Below are 21,880 nucleotides of genomic sequence, written 5' to 3'. Positions count from 1 at the left end.
TTTATATTGAATCCAGGTACTTTTCAGCATCCAGGGCTGCCATGCACCCAAATCCTGCTGATGTAATGGCTTGACGATAAACATGATCAGCAACGTCGCCACAAGCAAATACTCCAGGAACAGAAGTGCTTGTTGCCATTCCATCAAGTCCTGACTTAATCAAGATATAACCGTCTCTCATAGCCAGCTGATCTTGAAATATTGCAGTATTTGGTGTGTGTCCAATGGCTATAAAAATACCATCCATTGCCAGTTGATCAGTTTCACCAGTTTTAAGGTTACGAATCATGGCTCCTGTGACTTTTTTCCCATCGCCCAGTACTTCATCAAGGGTTGAGTTCCATATTATTTTAATGTTACCGGAATGCGCTTTCTCAAAGAGTTTATCCTGCAGTATCTTTTCTGCACGCAAGCTGTCTCGTCTGTGAATCAGAGTAACGGAAGATGCCAAATTTGATAAATAAAGTGCTTCTTCAACGGCAGTATTGCCTCCTCCAATAACGCAAACACTTTTATTGCGATAAAAAAATCCATCGCAAGTAGCACACGCTGAGACACCTCGCCCCTGGTAGGCCGTTTCTGAGGGTAATCCCAAATAACGAGCAGAGGCTCCGGTTGCAATAATCAAGGCATCGCAGGTGTAAGTAGTACTATCCCCTTGTAGTGTAAAGGGAGCTTGCGCTAAATCAGCTTTGACAATATGATCGAATATGACTTGAGTATCAAAGCGTTCCGCGTGTTTTTGCATACGCTCCATTAGGGCGGGGCCTTGTAATCCTTCAATATCTCCGGGCCAGTTGTCTACATCAGTCGTGGTTGTTAATTGTCCGCCAGGCTGCATTCCGGTGATCAAAACGGGATTCAGATTGGCTCTTGCGGCATAGACTGCAGCAGTGTAACCTGCAGGACCTGAACCGAGTATGATTAAGCGATGGTGATTGCTTATGCTCATTGTCTCTGCCTTCCTTATTTTTTGTGTTAAGATGGCAAATATTATGACAAAAATAAAAACATTAAAATACCTATGGCAAAACAACATTCGGGAAAACAGGCTGGAATCCCTAAAAAATCCATGCCGAGCTTTATAATAAAACGCTTGTGTGAGGGGAGTTTTATATTGATTTTGACAGGAGCTCTTTTTGTTCTCTTGTCTTTATTTACCTATTCAACCAATGATCCAGGTTGGTCTCATGCCTCCCGTTCAGGTATGTCCGTTTCAAACTCAGGGGGACAAGTTGGTGCGTATATTGCCGATGCGCTTTATTTTGCATTTGGATATTTTGCTTTCTTATTACCAGTAGCATTTGTTTACATTGCCTGGGCCATTTTGAAGGATTTTCGCTCTTTTAAAGCGTTGGACAGAATGGTTCTGTTACTGAGAACGGTTGGTTTTATCCTCATGGTTTCTGGTGGTTGTGGTTTATTGAGTATAAATCATCGCTTTGAAGCAGTAGATACCATTCACAGTTCAGGAGGTATTATCGGACAAACAGTTGGAAATGGTTGGTACCAAATGCTTAACATGGAAGGCGCCACTTTACTTTTATTAGCAATGTTTCTTGTGGGAACAACCTGGCTGACTGGATTATCCTGGATAAAGGCAATTGAGTTAATCGGATGTTACACATTAAATCTTTTCACATTTCTTGATAAATTCATCAGAAAAGGAATGCAAATTATTTCTGAAAATTTTAACAAAGAGAAATTAAAAACACCATTGATCAAGACCGAACAACTCCCTAAACCTGATAATGAAAAAAAGAAATCTGTTCCTAAATTATTCCAGGACAAGAAAGATAAAGAGCAAGAAAAAGCAACACCTGTTTTAATTGCAAGTGAAGAAAAACCTGAAATTGTCAAACCTACCAATGAATTCAAGGAAATTCGTCCTCCTAAAACAATAACCCCTGGAGCTCTTCCCAGTCTGTCGTTGTTAGATAAAGGCCAACCAGGGAAGCCGATGGGAGGTTATACACATGAGGAATTGGAAAGTCTTTCAAGAGATGTAGAACAACACTTGCTTGATTTTGGTATTCAGGCAGATGTTGTAGCCGTTCACCCGGGGCCAGTGGTAACCCGATTTGAATTGCAATTGGCAGCAGGGGTCAAAGTGAGCAAACTGACCGCTTTGGCAAAGGATTTGGCTCGTTCGTTATCAGTTATTTCTGTCCGAGTTGTAGAGGTTATTCCTGGTAAAACTGTTGTGGGCCTTGAATTACCCAATCATTCACGCCAAGTGGTCAGGTTATCAGATGTTTTATCTGCTGACGTATATCAGCAAGCTCATTCTCCCTTATCTTTAGCCTTGGGAGTTGATATTGGCGGGCACCCTATGGTGGTTGATTTGGCAAAAATGCCTCATCTACTGGTTGCAGGAACAACTGGTTCTGGTAAATCAGTTGGTATTAATGCCATGATTTTAAGTATTCTTTTTAAAGCAAGTCCAGAGCAAGTGCGTTTAATTATGGTCGATCCCAAAATGTTGGAATTATCAGTTTATGATGGGATTCCACATTTGCTGACTCCTGTTGTTACCGACATGAAGGAGGCAGCGAGCGCACTGCGCTGGTGTGTAGAGGAAATGGAGAGGCGTTATAGGTTAATGGCTGCGTTGGGTGTTAGGAATTTGGCAGGGTATAACACCAAAATTACGGAAGCGGCAGCTAATGGTCAGCCATTGTTAAATCCATTATGGAAACCCGTCGATTCTATGGATGAAACTGCACCAGAATTGCAAGCACTGCCTTATGTAGTTGTTGTAATTGATGAACTTGCTGACATGATGATGGTTGTTGGCAAGAAAGTGGAGCAATTGATTGCTCGTATTGCGCAAAAAGCAAGAGCAGCAGGAATCCATATGATTCTTGCGACACAAAGACCTTCAGTGGATGTATTAACAGGTTTAATTAAATCCAATATTCCAACAAGAATATCATTTCAGGTGTCTTCAAAAATTGATTCGCGCACCATACTTGACCAACAAGGAGCCGAACAATTGCTCGGCCATGGTGATATGTTATATCTGGCACCAGGAAGTGGAGCTCCTTTGCGTGTGCATGGTGCTTTTGTCGATGATAAGGAAGTTCATCGTATCGCTGATGACTGGCGGTCAAGAGGTGAACCTGATTATGTTGATGACATCCTTAAAATGGGAAATGAAAATGGGGATGGTGCTTTCGATGATGATAGTGGGGGGCAATCCGTAGAAGACGATGATCCTCTTTATGATCAGGCGGTAGAATTTGTAATTCAGACACGCAAGGCTAGTATTTCTGCGGTACAGAGAAGATTAAAAATCGGTTATAATCGCGCTGCCAGAATGATAGAGGAAATGGAGAGGACAGGAATAGTCGGTCCATTGGATGGTGGTTATCGTGACGTATTAGTAACATCAGTGACTGAGGACTGAATATGAATAAATTGTTTCTCATTTTGTTGCTCATTTTTTCGCATGAAGTGTTTAGTCAAACTTCTGCCGAAGTACTGCAGAGTAAATTAAATGCTATACAAACCATGACTGCAAATTTTAGTCAAATTGTAAAGGCAAAGAATCGTGAAGTGTCACGATCTTCAGGTTCCATGGCATTGCAACGTCCTGGACGATTTCGCTGGCAAACAAAAGATCCATTGGAACAATTAATTGTTGCTGACGGCCAAAAAATGTGGATTTATGATGTGGACCTTGAACAAGTCACAGTCAAAAATCAGGAAAAGGGACTAGGTGGTACTGCTGCATTGTTTTTGAGCGGCTATGATGAAACTCTTACTCATGATTTCGATGTCAGTGAAAAACAAAAAGGGAAATTGACCGTTTTTGATTTGAAATCCAAATCTGCAAAAGAAAATTTTCAAAGAATTAAGTTAATTTTTAGTCAAAGTACTTTGATTGGTCTGGAGTTATATGATCAGCTAGGCCAAATTACTGATGTTAAATTAGTGCAGATTAAGTCAAATCCTAAGTTACCTGCCAAATTGTTCCAATTCAAGCCCCCTAAAGGTGTGGATGTGGTAAAACAATAATTTTAATGTTGATTTATGAGCCTATTCAATAAAGAACCTGATCCACCATTGGCTGAAAGTTTAAGGCCTCAGCATATCGATGAGGTCATAGGTCAAAGTCATTTGCTTGGAGAGGGTAAACCTCTAAGACTTTGTTTTATGGGCTCCAAATTGCATTCTATGATCTTATGGGGGCCACCTGGGGTCGGTAAGACTACTATAGCAAGATTAACTGCACAGGCTTTTGATTGTGAATGGATAGCATTATCAGCTGTATTTTCAGGAGTTAAGGATATTCGAGCTGCGGTTGAGAAAGCGCAGGAATATTTAATTCATGATAAGCAGACTATCTTATTTATTGATGAAATTCATAGATTCAATAAAGCTCAGCAAGATGCCTTATTGCCTTATACAGAATCAGGCTTAATTACTTTCATTGGGGCAACTACAGAAAATCCGTCTTTTGAGGTTAATTCAGCGTTATTATCACGGGCACAAGTTTATGTTTTAAAACCGTTATCGGAGCAGGAGTTAAAACTCTTATTTCTTAGGGCTCACCAAAGAGCTTTATCTTCTCTGCAATTTACCGAGGAAGCCGTTGATTTTTTAATTTCTTGTGCTGATGGGGATGCCAGGAGATTACTCAATTTACTTGAGCAAACAAAAACAGCCTGCCTAACAATTAAAACAGCAGTTGTTGATGTAGAACTTTTGCATAATGTGATAGTACAAAATAGTCGACGTTTTGATAAAGGTGGAGAAGCGTTTTACGATCAGATTTCTGCTTTACATAAATCGGTACGAGGCTCTAATCCTGATGCGGCATTATATTGGCTATGTCGAATGCTGGATGGTGGTGTGGATCCATATTATTTAGCCAGACGTATTATTAGAATGTCATGGGAAGACATTGGGTTAGCAGATCCGAAAGCGATTCAAATCGCTAATGATGCTGCTGCAACTTATGAGAGGCTTGGCTCACCCGAGGGCGAGCTTGCTTTGGCGCAAGCTGTAATTTATTTGTCTGTTGCTGCCAAGAGCAATGCGGGATATGTCGCATTTAATCAAGCTATGGAATTTATAAAAAGAGACAAGTCCAGAGAAGTACCCATTCACTTGAGAAACGCTCCTACTCAATTAATGAAAAAACTAGGTTATGGACATGAATATCGATATGCTCATGATGAACCACACGGCTATGCGGCTGGTGAATGTTATTTACCTGAAGGAATGCCAGAAGTAAATTGGTATAATCCGGTACAAAGAGGTTTAGAAACTAAAATTGCAGAAAAGCTCGCTTTTCTGCGCCAATTAGATAAAGATGTAAAAAAGAAAATTTGATTTGTTCTCTGTTTAAGCCAGGTTAGGTTTGTCACCCAATTTATCCCAAAGAAGAAATCCAATCGACATTGGTATCCGGTGAAGTATAAAGAGTATGTCAAAATTCTGACTGTAGGAAGCAAGGATGATTCTTTGAAATCTCCTTAACCCAAGTTACAATGATTTAAAAATTACAAATTGTTTATATTTTTAAATACATTCAAAAAAATCTGGTTTTCAATTGGTTAATTAATTGATTTCAAATACATTTTAATTTTGGCCTGAACTTTGCTAGAGACATTTCATAATAATAATTAAAATGAATAACATGCATTATTCAAATTATCAAACTTGTGCAGTCAAACCACAGATAGAATTATCTGAATGGGACATTTTGTCCAGTTTGCCTACCGCCTTGGTAATTTTGAATGCCCAAGGCAAAGTGGTGTGGTTAAATCCTTCAGCTGAAGCGATGCTTGGTTATGGACTGATTGGTTCACTATGGGTAGATGTGATTCAAAAAGCATTTGTTCCAAGAGCTGATGATGGGCATGAAGTGTCTCTGGCTGATGGAAGGCGTGTGCACGTAGCCCTTTCGTCTTTAGAGAGTTTACCCGGTATATTGATTACTTTGTCTGACATTACTGCAAGCAGGGATTATGAAGAAGCCAAAGAAAATGAAAAACGATTGGTTTCTATTGGTACAATGACCGCACAATTAGCTCATCAGATTAGAACTCCTTTGTCTTCTGCCATATTGTATACCGAGCATTTAAATAATCTCCCAAGTTTGGATCATCGCATTAAAAACTGGATTCACAGATTGCAAGAATGTCATGCCAGTATAGAGCAACAAATTCAGGATTTATTATTATTTGCCAGAGGAACCTCCATAGAGCCAAAGTATATCGATATGGAGTTTTGGTGCTCTCAATTAATGCAAAGAGCTCAGCCATACATCGAGTCTTATGCAGCTGTATTACATGTTAATAACCATCTTATTGCTCGTGAATCCTCCATACATGGAGAGTCTTTGATTGGAGCAATTTTAAATCTGATAATCAATGCGCTGCAATCTGAGGCAACCCAAATTGATTTAACACTTGCATCCATGGATGATTCAGGTATACAAATATCAGTAGAGGATAATGGAAACGGAATGTCTGAAGAAGTCAGGGCACAAGCATTTTCGCCGTTCTATACAACAAAAGCACAAGGTACCGGCCTTGGATTAGCAGTGGTTTTTGCTGTAGTAAAAGCGCATGGTGGTCGAGTGACTCTTGAGTCGACTGAAGGGATAGGGACACAGGTAACTATTTATTTACCTTGCCTGAACAGAAACGTAGGGTAACTTTATCAAACAAAGGATTTTCTATGAGTCATGTTTTAATAGTTGAAGATGATTCAGTATTAAGAGAAGCGTTGGCTGAGACTATGACGATCTCAGGCCATACCTATATCACTGCTAAAGACGGTAAAGAGGCATTAGCACTTCTTGAATTACATAATCCAAGTGTCGTACTCACTGACATAAGAATGGATAAATTAGATGGAAATCAGTTATTAAATGAAATACAAAAAAAGAGGCCTGGTTTGCCGGTTATTCTAATGACAGCTTATGGTTCTGTAGAGGATGCGGTTACAGCGATTCGCAATGGCGCTGTTGATTATTTGCAAAAGCCCTTCAGCGCGCAAGTCTTAATTGAAAAAATAAAGCAGTATATAAAAACTGATCTGAGTGAAGAGGATAATGATCCTATTGCACGGGATCCTAAAAGCCAAGCCTTACTGACAATGGCTTTGAGAGTCGCACAATCCGATGTGGGAGTAATGATCAGTGGAGAAAGCGGTACTGGAAAGGAAGTGCTCGCACATTTTATCCATGATCATTCTTATCGAAGCAAACAACCTTTTATTGCAATTAATTGTGCTGCAATTCCTGAACAAATGCTGGAAGCAACCCTGTTTGGTTATGAAAAAGGTGCTTTTACCGGAGCATACAAATCAACCCCTGGCAAGTTTGAGCAAGCCCAGGGCGGAACTTTACTTTTAGATGAAGTAAGTGAAATGTCCTTAGGTTTGCAGGCAAAATTACTTAGAGTTTTACAGGAAAAAGAAGTAGAAAGGATTGGTTCAAACAAAATAATAAACCTTGATGTGCGCATTATTGCGACGACAAACAGGCAATTAAAGGAAGAGGTTCAGGCAGGGCGTTTTAGAGAGGACCTTTACTATCGATTGAATGTTTTTCCTCTGCAATGGCACCCACTAAGAGAGAGAACAAGTGATATTATTCCATTAGCGAATTATTTAATCCGTAAACATTGTCAGCATAAACAACCAATAGTTCCAGTCATTAGCCCGGATGCGCAAAAGGCAATGTTGTCCTATTCATGGCCAGGGAATGCGAGAGAGCTGGATAATGTTATACAAAGAGCTCTGGTGTTACAGACTCAAGGTATCATCGAAGAAGAGCATTTGCAGATTACGAATTCAACTACCATGCCTTCGGAAGAGAAGACAAAGGGTACGAGTAAAAATTTACAGATACATGAGTATGAATTAATAGAAAAAACATTATTAGAAAATGAAGGAAACAGACAAAAAGTTGCTGCGTTATTGGGGGTTAGCGAAAGGACTTTGCGCTATAAACTCGCAAAAATGCGTGAAGAAGGGTATGTGGTTTAACAGGGGCTGAGAGAATGAGCGATATTAATACAGTAAATTTAATTAATCAAATGAAAACTCTGGCCGCCCAGGCTGAGGGGATAAAACCGGATTCTGGTTTAAATCACGCTTCTTTCAGTTCGGTTTTTCAACAGGCATTAAATCAAGTCAATGAATTATCACAAACAGCAGATAGTTTAAAGACCCGCTTTGAAATAGGCGATCCTAATGTGTCCTTGGGTGAAGTAATGATAGCAAGTCAAAAATCCAATTTAGGGTTTGAGGCGACATTAAGAGTTAGAAACAAATTGGTACAAGCATACCAGGATATTATGAACATGCCGGTTTAGTGCGATGATTTGGGTAGTAGAACTTTTTCAACAGATAAACAAGATCAAACTCAATAACAGCTTTTTATGGGGTTTTTGAATGCCATAATGAGTTTGCAAATGTTCTCAATAAAGTTTTAAAGCTCAGAGTGAAGTATTCTGAAAAAAGGATAAAAATTACAGGAGTAAATCATGGCATTGGCTGATAATGCTTCAGTAGCAGCTACAAAATTTGCAAGCTTATCTATACCACGCCAAATTGGAGTGTTGTTTGGATTGGCGGCCAGTATTGCAATAGGCGTAGCAGTGGTTCTATGGTCTCGTGATCCAAGCTATGTTCCTTTATATAGTCAGCTCAACGCACAGGACTCATCAGAGATTTTGACTATTTTAGAGCGCAATAGTATTGATTTCAAAATTGACAAGAATAATGGCTTGCTGATGGTGCCTGCTGATGAGCTGCAAAGCGCGCGTTTGAAATTGGCCGCACAAGGATTGCCTCGCGATACTGCCATAGGTCATGACCTTTTAGGCAGCAGTGGTGGGGTGTTTAATACCAGCCAATTTATGGAAAACGCCCGATATAGGCAAGCTCTTGAGGCGGAATTAGCACGCACGATCAGTAAATTTAATAATATTAAATCGGCCAGAGTACACTTGGCAATTCCAAGAGAGTCAGCCTTTGTAAGAGACTCACAAGAACCTAGTGCTTCTGTATTTATTGATGTGTATTCAGGATTTGAAATAAAGAAACATACCATTGCAGCAATTGTCAATTTAGTAGCATCAAGTATTCCGAATTTAAGCGCAGGAAGAGTAACAGTAGTTGATCAAGACGGACAATTGCTAAATGAGGGTAGCGGATATAACCTCTTTTCGGAGACTGAGCGTTTTCTTGATTACAGACAAAACCTGGAACATCAATACGCTCAAAAAATTCAGGATATCTTAACCCCAATATTGGGATACGGCCGTGTCAGGGCCAAAGTATCTGCAGATATTGACTTTACCAGCTATGAACAAACTCAAGAATTGTTCAATCCGGAGCTCTCCGCTTTACGCAGCGAACAAACTATGCAAGAGAGTCGTAATGCGTCAAATGAAGCAAGCGGGGTTCCTGGGACATTATCAAATACTCCTCAACCAAATAGTTCTCTTGGGCAAAAAAATAATCCTCAACAAAATGCAACGCCAAATAACTTACCTCAACAAACATCGTCAGATCAAATGCAGGCAAAGGATGTTCGCATGCAAACCACTAAAAATTTCGAATTGGACAAAACAATAAGTCATACTAAAAATCAGCCAGGAACAATAAAACGCTTGTCGGTTGCGGTATTGGTAGATAATCGACCTGTAATGAATGATAAAACCAAGAAGCTGGAGAAGAAACCGCTAACTAAAGAAGAAATTGAACAAATAAAGTTATTGGTTTCTGATGCCATAGGATTGAATGTTAAGAGGGGAGATAGCTTGAATGTGATCAACAGCAGTTTTGTAAAGCCAGATCCTATAGAAGCAATTCCAGAAGAACATTTTTGGCAAAAAGACAGTTTTTGGTCTGTGATTAAGCAGATTGGCGGGGCTCTTTTTATATTGGCAATCCTATTTGGTGTATTAAGACCTATGTTAAAAACATTGGCAAGTAATAAAGACATGGATCAAGCCACTGATAATCAGGATACAGGAGACTTTACATTAGATGGAAAAATATCATTCAGAGATGTTCAGGATTATGAAACTCAGCTGAGTTTGCTTCGTCAAGTGGTTGATAAAGAGCCCAAACGCGTCGCACAAGTAGTGAAATCATGGGTTGATCGGGGGTAATTATGGACGGAATAGAGCGAGCAGCTATTTTATTGTTAAGCATGGGAGAAAAAAATGCTTCAGAAGTATTAAAGCATTTAGAGCCCAGGCAAGTACAAAAAGTTGGAATGGCTATGTCAACGATGAATAGCGTCAGCAAGGCGAAAATGCAGAATGTTCTGATTGACTTTATCAGCGCAATCGAAGATCAAACCAGCTTAACCGTTGATACAGAGCATTACCTCAGAACCGTTCTCATTGAGGCATTGGGTGAAGAAAAGGCAATTCCATTTATTGATAGAATATTGGTATCAAATAAAGACAGTGGTTTGAATAAGCTGAAATGGTTGGATGGACGTCTGATAGCTGAAGTGATTCGTAATGAACATCCCCAAATCATTGCCACTATATTAATTCATCTGGACAGTGAGCAGTCCGCTGAAGTGGTTAGTTACTTTAGCGCAGAAAAAAGAGCAGAAGTGTTATTACGAATGTGTAATATTGATACAGTAAAACCTGAAGCAATTTCTGAACTTGGACATGTGATTGAAAAGCAGCTTAGTGGCCAAACCACAGGTAAATCATCGTCTGTCGGCGGAATTAAAACCGTAGCAGATGTGATTAATTTTTTGGATGGCGCTATGGAAGAAGAGGTACTGGAGAGAATTAAGGATTGGGATGAGGAGTTAAGCGAAAAGATAAGAGATAAGATGTTTGTTTTTGAAAACATCAAAGACATGGATGATAGAAGTGTACAAACTTTATTGCGAGAGGTGACATCTGATCAATTAAAATTAGCATTGAAGGGTACTACTGAAACAACGAAAGAAAAAATCTATTCGAATATGTCTAAGCGAGCAGCTGATCTCCTCAGAGATGATATCGAGGTGCAAGGACCTGTAAGAGTCAGTGATGTGGAGCGTGCCCAGCGAGATATTTTAGCCATAGCAAGAAATCTGGCTGAAGATGGCAAGATTAGCCTGGGAGCAAAGGGCGGAGACGAATTAATCTAGTTACTTTTCCCAGGATGAGTTTTAGACATTTTATGAAAATAGTAAAAATCATTAAGCAAGAGTCCGTATCAAAATTGTATTTTATTTGTCCTAAGTGGTAATTTTTGGTATGATTTGGGCCCGGGATAAGGTTAGATAACTATGTCAAATGAATTTGAGCCGTATAATAAAGAGATAAAAAAAATTGAATTTACCACTTGGAAGTATCAGGCTTCCAAAGATGCTGAACATTCGCCGTCTGATGAAGAAGAGTTGATTAATGAATTGGAGGTAGTGAAGCAGGAAGCTTTTCAAAAAGGTTATGCAGATGGATTTCAACAAGCACAAGAAGAAATTAATGCAATTAAAGCGGAGCTCTCCAAATGGCTGGATTTAATTCAAAAGCCCGTTCAAATTTTAGATGAGCAATTGACGCAGGAAATCATTCAAACCATCATTTGGTTAAGTCAACACTGTGTTGCTGTTGAGCTTTCTGTTAATCCAGATAAGCTAAATGATTTATTAAATAAAATAAAAGGTGAGTTACCTTCTTTAACTGGCAAGAAGTCTATAAGCATGCATCCTGATGATGTGCGATGGATTAAAGAAGTATTTTCTGAAAGTAATATCCCCGGTCTTCATGAGTTATTGGTGGCTGATCCAGCATTAAATCGAGGAGATTTTTATTTACAAGGTGAACACAGCGAGTTAGATGGTCGAATTCAAACTCGTTTTACTACCTTATTCAATGAATATATTAATAAAGAGAATATAATCCCAATGGGCGTTTCTCAGGAATAGTGATGGCCATTTACCAAACACAACTCCATAAAATTTTGTCAGGAACAAGGAATAAACATCATTCCGGACTGTTACATTGTGGTAGAATCAGCAGAGCAATAGGTTTAACCATAGAAGCAAAGGGATTTAATCAGCCTGTAGGAGCGCGTTGCCTGGTTAAAATCAATGATGAACATTCTGTTCAGGCAGAAGTTGTTGGTTTTAGTAATGAAAGTGTTTATTTAATGTCTATTGGTGATATACAAGGTATAGCCCCTGGAATGAAAATTATTCCTACCGGACGCATTGCTCAAGTAAGTGTTGGCCATCAATTGTTAGGAAGAATATTAAATGGTTCGGGAATGTTTATAGACGATGGACCTCCTGGTGAAATGGTTGAGACTTATCCATTGATAGGGCAAGTGATCAATCCTTTAAAAAGAGCCCCTATTGAAGTTCCATTGGATGTTGGGATTCGTGCTATTAATGGCTTATTAACTGTTGGCCGCGGACAACGGATAGGATTGTTCGCTGGAAGTGGAGTTGGCAAATCAGTTTTGCTTGGGATGATGACGCGTTTTACTGAAGCTGATGTTGTTGTGGTTGGATTAATTGGAGAACGTGGGCGCGAAGTAAAAGAATTTATTGAGTGCAATTTGGGTCTGGAAGGTTTGAGGCGAGCGGTTGTAGTTGCCGCTCCAGCGGATGAAAGCCCTTTGATGCGTTTGCACGGCGCGAAGGTTGCAACAAGCATTGCTGAGTATTTTCGGGATCAAGGTAAACATGTTCTCTTGCTGATTGATTCTTTAACCCGTTTTGCCCAGGCACAAAGAGAAATCGCGTTATCGATTGGTGAGGCTCCTGCTACAAAAGGATATCCGCCATCGGTATTTGCCAAATTGCCTAAATTGGTTGAAAGAGCTGGAAATGGGACTTCGGGGGGTGGTTCAATTACGGCATTTTATACTGTCTTGACTGAGGGAGATGATTTGCAAGATCCCATAGCAGATGCGGCACGAGCTATTTTGGATGGTCATGTTGTATTAAGCAGAGCGCTTGCAGAGCAAGGGCAGTATCCTGCAATAGATCTTGAAGCTTCTATTAGCCGAGTTATGCAGGGTGTTGTCTCTGAACAACATATGAAAGATATGTTATTGTTTAAAAAATACCTGTCTGTTTATGAAAAAAACAAGGATTTAATTTTATTAGGAGCCTATGCAAAAGGAAGCGATCCCCTGGTGGATAAAGCGATATTAGCAGTGAATAAACTCAAAGATTACCTGGCGCAAGGAATGGATGAACAAGTAAGCTACGATGAGAGTTTATCATCGCTAACCAAACTGATTTCAACTTTGGTAGGGAATGACCAATGAGTGACAGATTAGATCGTTTGATTCAGTTATTAAAAATTAAACAGGAAGCGACTCAACAGGCCTATATAGAGTTGGTGAAAGCAAGAGAGCAATTTAATCAAAATAAAGCAAGGCATGAACAATTAGTTGGTTACAGACAAGATTATTTACAGCAACTGGAAGTATTGGGGCAACAAGGAAGTTACGTAGGGCCTTTACGCAACCGAATTAATTTTATTAATCATTTGGATACTGCTTTGGTACAATTAAACTCCTACTTGAGTCAACTTGCAAAAAACAGGATGAAGGCGGATTTAAATTATAAGCAAGCAAAAACTTCAGAAGAAGGAATAAGTAAGTTAATTGAACGCGTAAAAAGAGCTGAACTGAAGCAATTACAGCGTATTGAGCAAAAGGAAACTGATGAATATGCACAAAAGCAATGGTATAGTAGTTTAAAACATGACCGATAATAACCTTTTGGCAAATAAATTTTTTAAAAAAATTTGGATGGTATTAGCCGTCCTTATAATTGTTGCAGCTGTCTTTTCCAGTGTATTTCGCGCTCTTACTCCCTGGGCTAAACAATATAAAGGGGAGGTGGAACAGCATTTGACTTCACTTTTGGGTCAACCTGTTACTGTTCAAACTATGGAAACAGGGTGGTACTGGTTTGAACCAGTAGTCAAATTAAAACATATAAGAATTCATGATGGTCATAATAAGTCAATTTATCTGGATAGGTTAATTGTCGGTGTTAATTTATTTAAATCCCTATGGAATTGGCGCATTCAACCTGGCGTACTTTATATTGATGATATGCATTTGGTTTTTCGTGAAAAAGACGGGCATTGGTGTATTGAGGGAATTTCACGTAATGCAATGAAAGACACTGATATTACACCTGAAAAAACTAGAGAAATATTAGATTGGCTCGCTCAGCAGGAAAAATTAATTGTACGGCATGTTTCCGCTCACTTACATTTTAACGACGGGTCATTAATCCCTGTTAACGAATTAAACCTGTCGATAGTTAATAAGGGGGGAAATTATAAGATAAAGGGGGAAGCAAGACTCGAACAAACAAATGCAACCGTTTTCCAACTGCTAGGGAATGTACAATTCGATCCTTCTCAAATTAAGAACACCAATGGACGCTTCTATTTTTCAGCTATTAATGTTTTACCTGCACAATGGCAAAATTTATTGCCAAAATCCTCAATGCAACTGGAGGGAGGTAAAGGAAACGTTTCATTATGGGTTGATTTGGAGAAAGGGAATATTTCATCAATTCAGGCAGAATTGAGACTTAAGCGTCTGGCATGGAAATTATTAAATAAAAAAAATAGTAAGTTGATCCAATCATTTTATGCCAACATGGGCTGGAAATTGGATAAACAAGGGTGGCAGTTCCAGGCAGACCATATGAAACTAAGAGTAGCAGGGGTCACTTGGCCAGAGAACCAATTGTCAATTCGTTTTAATAAAAATCAGAATACCTATCAAATCTTTACAAAATCCCTTATTGTAGAATCACTATTATCCGAAGCAATTAATTGGCCACCGGCTATTCAAAATGTACTGCAGTTAAAACCGCATGGAATATTGAGTGATGTTCAGGTATTAATCAAAGAAAATCAAATTAATTATATTTTAACTCGATTTGATCAATTAGGATGGAGAGCAAAGGATAATATTCCTGGAGTGAGTAATTTATCCGGCGTTTTAAATTGGCAGCCTACGGAAGGACGCCTTGAGTTAGATTCAGAGAATTCAACTTTCGATATCAAAGGTTATCCCGCTCAAAAACTGACCATTTTTAATGGTGCTTTTGATTGGAAAGAGTTAAATGATGGGTTGCGGTTGAGTATTGAACGCTTGGTTGCAAGTCAACCCGAATTGACTATTAGTCTGGAAGGCGCTATTGATCAGCTGACCCAAAATTCTGTAGGCAATATTCGTTTAGTGGGTAATTTTTCTGGGAAAAATTTACAGAAGTGGATGCCTTATTTGCCTAAAAAACACATGAAAGCCAAGTTATTTGCTTGGTTAAATAATGACATCAAACGTTTAGGGCAAGCAACAGGCAAGATAACTATTAATGGAATGGCGAAGGATTTTCCATTTGATAATGGCAATGGGGAGTTTTCTATAGTAAGCCATGTTGTCGGCGGAGATATTTTAATTACTCCAGAATGGAGATTGATTAAAGATTTGGAAGGTTATATTAAACTAAAAAATAGAAATCTTGACATTGATATCATTGATGGTGATGCTCAAGGTACTCTTCTTAAACAAATGAATTTGCGTATTGATGATATTGGCAAAGATAGGGAAACCTTATTAATTCATGGAATTGTTCATGGGAAAGCACAACAAATGCTCAATTTTGTTATGAATTCCCCATTAAAGAAAAAATTATCTGCTTTAAAAATATTATTAATAAAGGGGATGCTATCACTCAATTTGCGTTTGGAAATACCTCTTTATCCAGAGAATGATGATAATCTGGCCCGAGGTGAATTAACCTTTGAAAATAATATAATCAACATCAAGCATCAGATGGGAGATTTTTCTGTAAGGGATGTTACTGGAAATTTACTGTTTAATGAAAAAGGCATCCAGGATAGTGCCTTAACTGCCAGGGCATTCGGCTACCCCCTGAATATTAAAATTCAATCGGAAAAATCTCCACAACCATTAACCGCAATATCAATTGAAGGTGAATGCACTGTAGAATCCCTAAAGAAAAAATGGCACTTACCTATTTTTTCTGTACTCAAAGGGAATATTTTAGCTAAGGCATTATTAAAAATTACCGACGATCCTAATGATTTGGATAATATGAAGTTGAGTTCCGATTTGATTGGATTGGCAGTTGATCTTCCAGCACCTTTAGGAAAAACATATAAAGAAAAAACCCCCTTACAGGTTAATCTGGACTTTAATCCACAAAAGACTCTTCGTTTAAGAGTTAATTACAATGGACGACTAAGTACGGATCTATTGATGCAAAAGCAAAAAGGCGTGTTTAAGTTAAAATCAGGTCAAATACGTTTAGGTAGTGCGCAAGCTGTAAATCAGGACCATCCTGGCCTCGGTATAGCTGGTACTTTAGACGGCTTTGATTTGCAGGCATGGAAAGAGGTAATAAACAGATTCTCTAAAGAGAATGTGAACCCCTCACTCTTGAGTTTGGTTAATATTATTGATGTAAAAATGGGTAAACTAAACTTTTTGAATCAGCAGTTTGATAACATGTCTTTGTATGCGAAAAAACGCCCTGATAATGATTGGTCAATCAATTTAAAACAGAAAAAAGTCGATGCGGATTTAACCTACCATTCGGCAACCAATTCTCTGAGTGGCTTTGTCAAATACTTACATTTATCTGAAATCGGATCCTCAAAAAATAATAAAGATACTCCTTCACATACTACTCCTGGGCAAATCCCCAATTTGAATTTAAGAGTTGATAATTTTTCAATTGGAAAAATTCAAATTGGGAATATCACCCTTAAAAGTCATTCTACATCAGAACAGTGGAAGATTGATTATTGCAGGATAGACTCACCTTATTATCAAGCTAATTTTGAAGGGGAATGGCTTCAGAAAGGGAAGTTTAATCAAACAAAGCTACAGTCTAAAATGTATTTGAAAGATTTGGCCAAGAGTCTTGATCGTTGGGCGATTAATCCAGCGGTGGATGCAGGGAAGGGATATATAGAGTTTCATGGGGGTTGGCAAGGTTCCTTATATGATTTTTCTCTGTCCAAGTTGAATGGTTCCATGTATTTACAGTTGAAAAATGGCCGCATTACTCATTTGAGCCCGGAGACTGAAGAGAAACTTGGTTTAGGGAAGTTATTAAGCATATTGAGTTTGCAAACTATTCCAAGACGGTTAAAACTTGATTTTAGTGATCTCTCAAATGATGGCTACAGTTTTGATATATTTAAAGGCAACTTTAATGTCAATAATGGCATTATGAGCACCAATAACAGTTACATTGATGGCCCAGTAGCTTATGCTAGTATGAAAGGGGATCTGGATTTGGTAAGGCGATTATATGATTTGGATTTAAACATTTCACCGCATATCACTGCCAGCTTACCCGTTGTAGCTACGATAGCTGGAGGTCCGATTGCTGGTCTTGCTGCATGGATTGCAAATAAAATTATTAATCAAAGCATGCAAAAAATTGCGGGATATAGTTATAAAATTTCTGGCCCCTGGGATCAGCCTATTGTGCAACAGCTTAATATAGTGAAGAAATTGCCTTAACTAAAGGAAGACAAGATTATTTAGTAAACAGTTATGAAGTCACTTAGGGCCTATGGAGGAATATAAAATATTCTGCCTTGTTCAGAGAGTACTTAAGCCTAAAGAAAATAATCAAAAAATAATTATGAATACACTAAAATTACTTTTTTCTTATTACTGGCGTCTGAGTCTATTGAAGGAAACCCCGGAGAATTCTCCTTATTCCGTTTTTCTTCTTGTAGTAATGTGTATTCTGTTCTCTATTATAATGCTGATTCAATGGAATATCGCTGAACTTGATTTTTCTCGCGATTGGTTATTAAGTTTAATGATGGCAACGAGCCTGATTTTGTCTTTTATATTCTATACCTATGTTATTTTAAAGTTTCAAAATCTTGCGTCCAGGCTTGTACAAACATCAACATGTTTATTGAGTGCCTATATTATTATACATGTTTTGGCGACACCATTGTTCTTAATTGACACTTATTTGTCTGCGGAGAATCTTAAAACCCCCATTTTTTTATTTATAGGTATGATATATTTGTTCATTACTTTGGGGCTTTCTATTTGGCAATTTGTAATTACAGCCCATATTTATAAATTTGCTTTAGGCACTACACCGGTAAAATCAGTTTTAGCTGCTTTTGGTTTAGTCGCTGTTAACATTTTAACTATTTCTTTTTGGCGATGACATGATGACACATTTGCATATACTAGGAGTAAGTGGAACCTTTATGAGTGCCTTGGCTTTGCTCGCCCGCGACGCAGGATATAGGGTGACAGGCAGCGATGCCAATTGCTATCCGCCTATCAGTGATTTGCTTGCTGCCAAAGGTATTTCATGGACTGAAGGCTACGATGATTCCACTTTAGCATTGCAATCTGACATGGTTATTGTCGGTAATGCTATTAAGCGGGGAATGCCGGTTCTTGAAGCAGTTATGGAGTCGGGAAAACCATATATGTCAGGCCCTCAATGGCTTGCCGAAAATATTTTATCAAAATATCAGGTGATTGCGGTAGCTGGAACTCATGGCAAAACGACTACCACTTCAATGATTGCCTGGATTTTGGATCAAGCTGGAATGAATCCGGGATTTCTCATTGGGGGCGTCTCTAGTGATTTCAATACCAGCGCCTGCCTTGGCAAAGGGAGATGGTTTGTCATAGAGGCAGATGAGTACGATAGTGCTTTTTTTGATAAACGACCTAAATTTATGCATTATCGACCAAATATTGCAGTATTAAACAATTTGGAATTTGATCATGCCGATATTTATCCGGACTTGGCAGCTATTCAACAACAATTTCATTATTTATTAAGAACAATTCCCAAAAGTGGTGTGGCTATCAAACCTCGAGATGATAAGGCTCTTAATGAAGTTCTATCACGAGGTCAATTTTCGCGTATTGAAACACTGGCACTATCTGGAGAAGCCGAATGGGTTGCCGAACTGATTGACGATAGTGGTTCACAATTTAAAATACTCCATAATGGGGGAGTGGTTGCTGAAGTATCTTGGCCGTTGATAGGGCAATTCAATGTAGAAAATGGTTTGGCTGCAATTGCTGCTACCTGGAATGCTGGAGTAAATCCTGAGGTTGCAGCCAAGGCTTTAGAACAGTTTTCTCCAGTGAAACGAAGGCTTGAAGTTCGTTCCAATCGACATGGAATAACCGTTTATGATGATTTTGCCCACCATCCAACCGCAATTACTAAAACTATTGATGCTTTAAAAAGAAGTGGACGACATCAACGTATTTTTGCTGTTATGGAGTTTGCTTCATATACTATGAGAACGGGTGTACATGCCGCAGAAATGGCTCATGCTTTAGCTCCTGTTGATGGTGCCTACGTCCTGGAGCCTCAGGATTTTAATTTAAAAGATTTTGTTAGCTCCTGGACTTGTCCATATAAAATTTGCAAAAACAATGGAGAGATAGTTAAAGAAATTATCAAAACAGTAAGAGAAGGCGATGCTGTATTGGTAATGAGTAATAGAGGCTTTAATGGAATTCATCAACAATTGATCGATTCTATAGATAAACTTTTTATGTAACGATTCATTTTTATTCTGAAATGTCTTGAGAACATATCATGATATTGAGAAACAGGTGAAATAAAAGTCATGTCCCATTATTTGCAAAGCCCCAACACAAAAAGATCATCACAGTAAAAGGTATCTCTTGAGTTTAGAATAACCTACGGAAAAATATATTTATTTTCTTCATCCAAATAAAATTGGCGATTTGAAATATTTGTTGGCAAATAGTTAAATTAATAGTTGCAATATTATGTGTAGGTTGATATAAAAATTAAAAGAGTCTTGATCATCAAAGGCGTATTACTCGCTGCGGTTCTTGCGGGTGGGCCCTTGTGGGAGGGAAACCATGCTAGAGTTTGCCGAATTTCAGCAAAATGCATTGAAATTAACAGATCAATTAAAGAAACGCAGCATACCATCCTTAGGCTGTTTTTGTTTTTTTTCAGTGATATTACCCAATACAGCGGCTATTGAAGATACTCATACGATTAAATTGATTGCTTATAGCCTGGATAGCGAGAATGACGATGACTTAATCGCTTATCTGAAGGGTGTCACAACATACTCTGCTGTAACTCCAAAAAATATTAACGAATTCAAAAAAAAGGTACTAACTGGAATTTATTTAATGATGTGGTCACATTATAGCTCTACTGTCTCGAATTTAATGAATAGCACTTTGGTTGAGCTATTTCAAAGAGATTTGCAAGTGAGTTCCCCACAAAAGATGAGTGACACTTTGTTTGATGCCAGTTTAGAGGCTTTAAGTCAATATTGTTCATTTGCCTATCAAAATCGTAATGAACGCATTTATGACAACTTAATTCGACGTTTAGGTAAGACGGTGCAAGCAGATATTCATGCCTTACGTCATTCCAGGGAGAAACAGGAAACTTCATTCTATGATATTTATAAAGGAATTATGCGTACTTTAGGACTTAATAGCGTGTTTTAGACAGGAGACACTATGACTTTTACTCCGCCCGAGTTCAAAATATTAAGTGTAAATACTCGTAACTTAGAGACAATATTCTCTACCTTGCTAGGCAGGTATAAAATTATTACTGATCCTCCTGTATCTGAAGCGGTATCGAGTGGTGAAATAATTAGAAATACTTTGGAAACTTTATTAGCTCGGACCCATAAGGTTGTGATTTGCAAAACGGATAGAGAAACTGCCAGAGATGTTTTTAAACAATTAAGTAATGAATTGCGAGAAGTTTTAAAAGAAAATAATGAAGAAAAAAATAAGCAAGCCATCCTGTTTTTATTAGGAGCTTTGCTTCATCGCTATTTTAGACTGATTAAGGAGTATGATAACTTTAATTCATATATTCCTTACCCATCATTTTTATTTAGTAAGCCACCATCTAATGTAAAAGACTGTCGATTATTTCAAGCAATAAGACTCGCTTTAGGTTTACCTGAGGTGATGGAGAGGAATTATAGAATAAATGACTTGAAAATTCTTGATGTAACAACGATTGTAACTGCTTTGGAAACATTTCGTGATAATATGCAATTGATTGTAGGGAAGGATGAGGGGAAAATGCCGCGCTATAAAAGCTATCCTCATTTTGCAGCAGACAAGAATTTTGAAACCTATTTACAAGAAATTATTGATGAACACAAAAGACGTAACCCTGTTGTTTTAAATCAATTCAAGGCCATAAATTTCATTCAATCCTTGGTAAAACAAATTGAAGAAGAGCAACGTCAAATTGAAGAGGCTTTGACTCATTTAGGCAAATTCTTGCCAAAAACCTGTTCCGATTTTAAAACCATATCCTTGGAACTGATGGAAGAGCAAATAAAAGCTCAAATTGAATCGAACGTTTTACAGGAAAAAATTATTGATCTGTTGTATACCGGACATATTCAGGAAAATTTTAGCACGATGGATTGTGGTTCGTTTATTGAAGCAATGAAAAATTGTAATAGCAGTCTTGCAAGATATCGGGCTTTGGGTGGTTATTGTTTGTTATTACAAAACGAGGGCGTAAAGGAGCAATTACGGTTTTGCATTCACCAGGCTCTGGGTGTGGAAATAAATCCCAATGAGTTGACTGATAAGGATATGCTTGATGCAATCAGGCTTCTTAAAACATATTTTGAAGCTAATCCTAAAGTTGAGCTTAATTTTGATTTTTTTAATGGAAAAGGCTCAATGAATACATTTATTCTTCAAACAGAATTGGCTTTAGCTAAAAAAGTTCAAACAGTAAACAAAGCCCAGGAAGATAATTCAGAGACTCGTACTACGTCTTTATTTGTTTGATATGTTTACCCAGCTTGGTCTTGAAACATTGCCCCGTAATTTTGGA

At 38.2% G+C, this 21,880-nt stretch carries 17 protein-coding genes; 16 read left to right on the top strand and 1 reads right to left on the bottom strand.

The window, feature by feature from the left end:
• Nucleotide 1: 1 nt before the first annotated feature.
• A complete protein-coding gene (trxB, locus tag LPG_RS08850; protein WP_011946716.1) occupies nt 2-952 on the bottom strand; it encodes a thioredoxin-disulfide reductase in 951 nt (316 codons plus the stop codon).
• Between the two features lie 72 nt (nt 953-1,024).
• On the opposite strand from trxB, the gene LPG_RS08845 reads away from it, so the two are divergent.
• The 16 genes from LPG_RS08845 (at nt 1,025) to LPG_RS08770 (ending at nt 21,834) form a co-directional block, all read left to right on the top strand.
• Complete coding sequence (locus LPG_RS08845) at nt 1,025-3,409, top strand: DNA translocase FtsK (protein ID WP_010947492.1); 2,385 nt, start codon at nt 1,025-1,027, stop codon at nt 3,407-3,409.
• 2 nt (nt 3,410-3,411) lie between these two features.
• The gene (gene lolA, locus LPG_RS08840; protein ID WP_011946715.1) at nt 3,412-4,020 is read left to right on the top strand and encodes an outer membrane lipoprotein chaperone LolA; all 609 of its coding nucleotides are present in this window, start codon (nt 3,412-3,414) and stop codon (nt 4,018-4,020) included.
• Nucleotides 4,021-4,035: 15 nt separating this feature from the next.
• Nucleotides 4,036-5,340, top strand: coding sequence for a replication-associated recombination protein A (locus LPG_RS08835; RefSeq protein WP_010947490.1), 1,305 nt, complete (start codon nt 4,036-4,038; stop codon nt 5,338-5,340).
• 298 nt (nt 5,341-5,638) lie between these two features.
• Nucleotides 5,639-6,670 (top strand): sensor histidine kinase, encoded by a 1,032-nt coding sequence (locus LPG_RS08830; protein ID WP_010947489.1) that lies wholly within the window; start codon nt 5,639-5,641, stop codon nt 6,668-6,670.
• Nucleotides 6,671-6,693: 23 nt separating this feature from the next.
• Nucleotides 6,694-8,007, top strand: a complete 1,314-nt coding sequence (fleR, locus tag LPG_RS08825; RefSeq protein WP_011946713.1) for a sigma-54-dependent response regulator transcription factor FleR — start codon at nt 6,694-6,696, stop codon at nt 8,005-8,007.
• A 14-nt stretch (nt 8,008-8,021) separates the two neighbouring features.
• Nucleotides 8,022-8,336, top strand: a complete 315-nt coding sequence (gene fliE / locus LPG_RS08820) for a flagellar hook-basal body complex protein FliE (protein WP_010947487.1) — start codon at nt 8,022-8,024, stop codon at nt 8,334-8,336.
• Between the two features lie 171 nt (nt 8,337-8,507).
• On the top strand, nt 8,508-10,142 hold the full coding sequence (gene fliF, locus LPG_RS08815) for a flagellar basal-body MS-ring/collar protein FliF (protein ID WP_010947486.1): 1,635 nt from the start codon (nt 8,508-8,510) through the stop codon (nt 10,140-10,142).
• A 2-nt stretch (nt 10,143-10,144) separates the two neighbouring features.
• Entirely contained in the window at nt 10,145-11,134 is a 990-nt protein-coding gene (fliG, locus tag LPG_RS08810; RefSeq protein ID WP_010947485.1) for a flagellar motor switch protein FliG, read from the top strand.
• 141 nt (nt 11,135-11,275) lie between these two features.
• The gene (locus LPG_RS08805; RefSeq protein WP_010947484.1) at nt 11,276-11,914 is read left to right on the top strand and encodes a flagellar assembly protein FliH; all 639 of its coding nucleotides are present in this window, start codon (nt 11,276-11,278) and stop codon (nt 11,912-11,914) included.
• A gap of 2 nt (nt 11,915-11,916) precedes the next feature.
• Complete coding sequence (gene fliI / locus LPG_RS08800; RefSeq protein WP_011946712.1) at nt 11,917-13,266, top strand: flagellar protein export ATPase FliI; 1,350 nt, start codon at nt 11,917-11,919, stop codon at nt 13,264-13,266.
• On the top strand, nt 13,263-13,718 hold the full coding sequence (gene fliJ, locus LPG_RS08795) for a flagellar export protein FliJ (RefSeq protein WP_010947482.1): 456 nt from the start codon (nt 13,263-13,265) through the stop codon (nt 13,716-13,718). Before fliI ends, fliJ begins: the two co-directional genes overlap by 4 nt.
• Entirely contained in the window at nt 13,708-17,529 is a 3,822-nt protein-coding gene (locus tag LPG_RS08790) for a YhdP family protein (protein WP_010947481.1), read from the top strand. Before fliJ ends, LPG_RS08790 begins: the two co-directional genes overlap by 11 nt.
• Before the next feature lie 52 nt (nt 17,530-17,581).
• Nucleotides 17,582-18,202 carry a hypothetical protein gene (locus LPG_RS08785; protein WP_010947480.1) on the top strand — a complete coding sequence of 207 codons (621 nt, stop codon included), beginning with the start codon at nt 17,582-17,584 and terminating at the stop codon, nt 18,200-18,202.
• Between the two features lies 1 nt (nt 18,203).
• Nucleotides 18,204-19,571 carry a UDP-N-acetylmuramate:L-alanyl-gamma-D-glutamyl-meso-diaminopimelate ligase gene (gene mpl, locus LPG_RS08780; protein WP_010947479.1) on the top strand — a complete coding sequence of 456 codons (1,368 nt, stop codon included), beginning with the start codon at nt 18,204-18,206 and terminating at the stop codon, nt 19,569-19,571.
• A gap of 292 nt (nt 19,572-19,863) precedes the next feature.
• The gene (locus LPG_RS08775; protein ID WP_010947478.1) at nt 19,864-20,511 is read left to right on the top strand and encodes a lpg1752 family Dot/Icm T4SS effector; all 648 of its coding nucleotides are present in this window, start codon (nt 19,864-19,866) and stop codon (nt 20,509-20,511) included.
• A 12-nt stretch (nt 20,512-20,523) separates the two neighbouring features.
• On the top strand, nt 20,524-21,834 hold the full coding sequence (locus LPG_RS08770; protein WP_010947477.1) for a lpg1751 family Dot/Icm T4SS effector: 1,311 nt from the start codon (nt 20,524-20,526) through the stop codon (nt 21,832-21,834).
• The last annotated feature ends 46 nt before the right edge of the window (nt 21,835-21,880 follow it).

Origin of the sequence: Legionella pneumophila subsp. pneumophila str. Philadelphia 1, assembly GCF_000008485.1 — a bacterium.
Lineage (GTDB): Bacteria > Pseudomonadota > Gammaproteobacteria > Legionellales > Legionellaceae > Legionella > Legionella pneumophila.
The sequence above is the reverse complement of the archived record's forward strand: the minus strand, read 5'-3'. Positions and strand labels throughout refer to the sequence as shown.

Coding starts and splice junctions, on each gene's coding strand:
- trxB (WP_011946716.1), bottom strand. CDS start 952: ATGAGCATAAGCAATCACCATCGCTTAATCATACTCGGTTCAGGTCCT.
- LPG_RS08845 (WP_010947492.1), top strand. CDS start 1,025: ATGGCAAAACAACATTCGGGAAAACAGGCTGGAATCCCTAAAAAATCC.
- lolA (WP_011946715.1), top strand. CDS start 3,412: ATGAATAAATTGTTTCTCATTTTGTTGCTCATTTTTTCGCATGAAGTG.
- LPG_RS08835 (WP_010947490.1), top strand. CDS start 4,036: ATGAGCCTATTCAATAAAGAACCTGATCCACCATTGGCTGAAAGTTTA.
- LPG_RS08830 (WP_010947489.1), top strand. CDS start 5,639: ATGAATAACATGCATTATTCAAATTATCAAACTTGTGCAGTCAAACCA.
- fleR (WP_011946713.1), top strand. CDS start 6,694: ATGAGTCATGTTTTAATAGTTGAAGATGATTCAGTATTAAGAGAAGCG.
- fliE (WP_010947487.1), top strand. CDS start 8,022: ATGAGCGATATTAATACAGTAAATTTAATTAATCAAATGAAAACTCTG.
- fliF (WP_010947486.1), top strand. CDS start 8,508: ATGGCATTGGCTGATAATGCTTCAGTAGCAGCTACAAAATTTGCAAGC.
- fliG (WP_010947485.1), top strand. CDS start 10,145: ATGGACGGAATAGAGCGAGCAGCTATTTTATTGTTAAGCATGGGAGAA.
- LPG_RS08805 (WP_010947484.1), top strand. CDS start 11,276: ATGTCAAATGAATTTGAGCCGTATAATAAAGAGATAAAAAAAATTGAA.
- fliI (WP_011946712.1), top strand. CDS start 11,917: ATGGCCATTTACCAAACACAACTCCATAAAATTTTGTCAGGAACAAGG.
- fliJ (WP_010947482.1), top strand. CDS start 13,263: ATGAGTGACAGATTAGATCGTTTGATTCAGTTATTAAAAATTAAACAG.
- LPG_RS08790 (WP_010947481.1), top strand. CDS start 13,708: ATGACCGATAATAACCTTTTGGCAAATAAATTTTTTAAAAAAATTTGG.
- LPG_RS08785 (WP_010947480.1), top strand. CDS start 17,582: ATGGAGGAATATAAAATATTCTGCCTTGTTCAGAGAGTACTTAAGCCT.
- mpl (WP_010947479.1), top strand. CDS start 18,204: ATGATGACACATTTGCATATACTAGGAGTAAGTGGAACCTTTATGAGT.
- LPG_RS08770 (WP_010947477.1), top strand. CDS start 20,524: ATGACTTTTACTCCGCCCGAGTTCAAAATATTAAGTGTAAATACTCGT.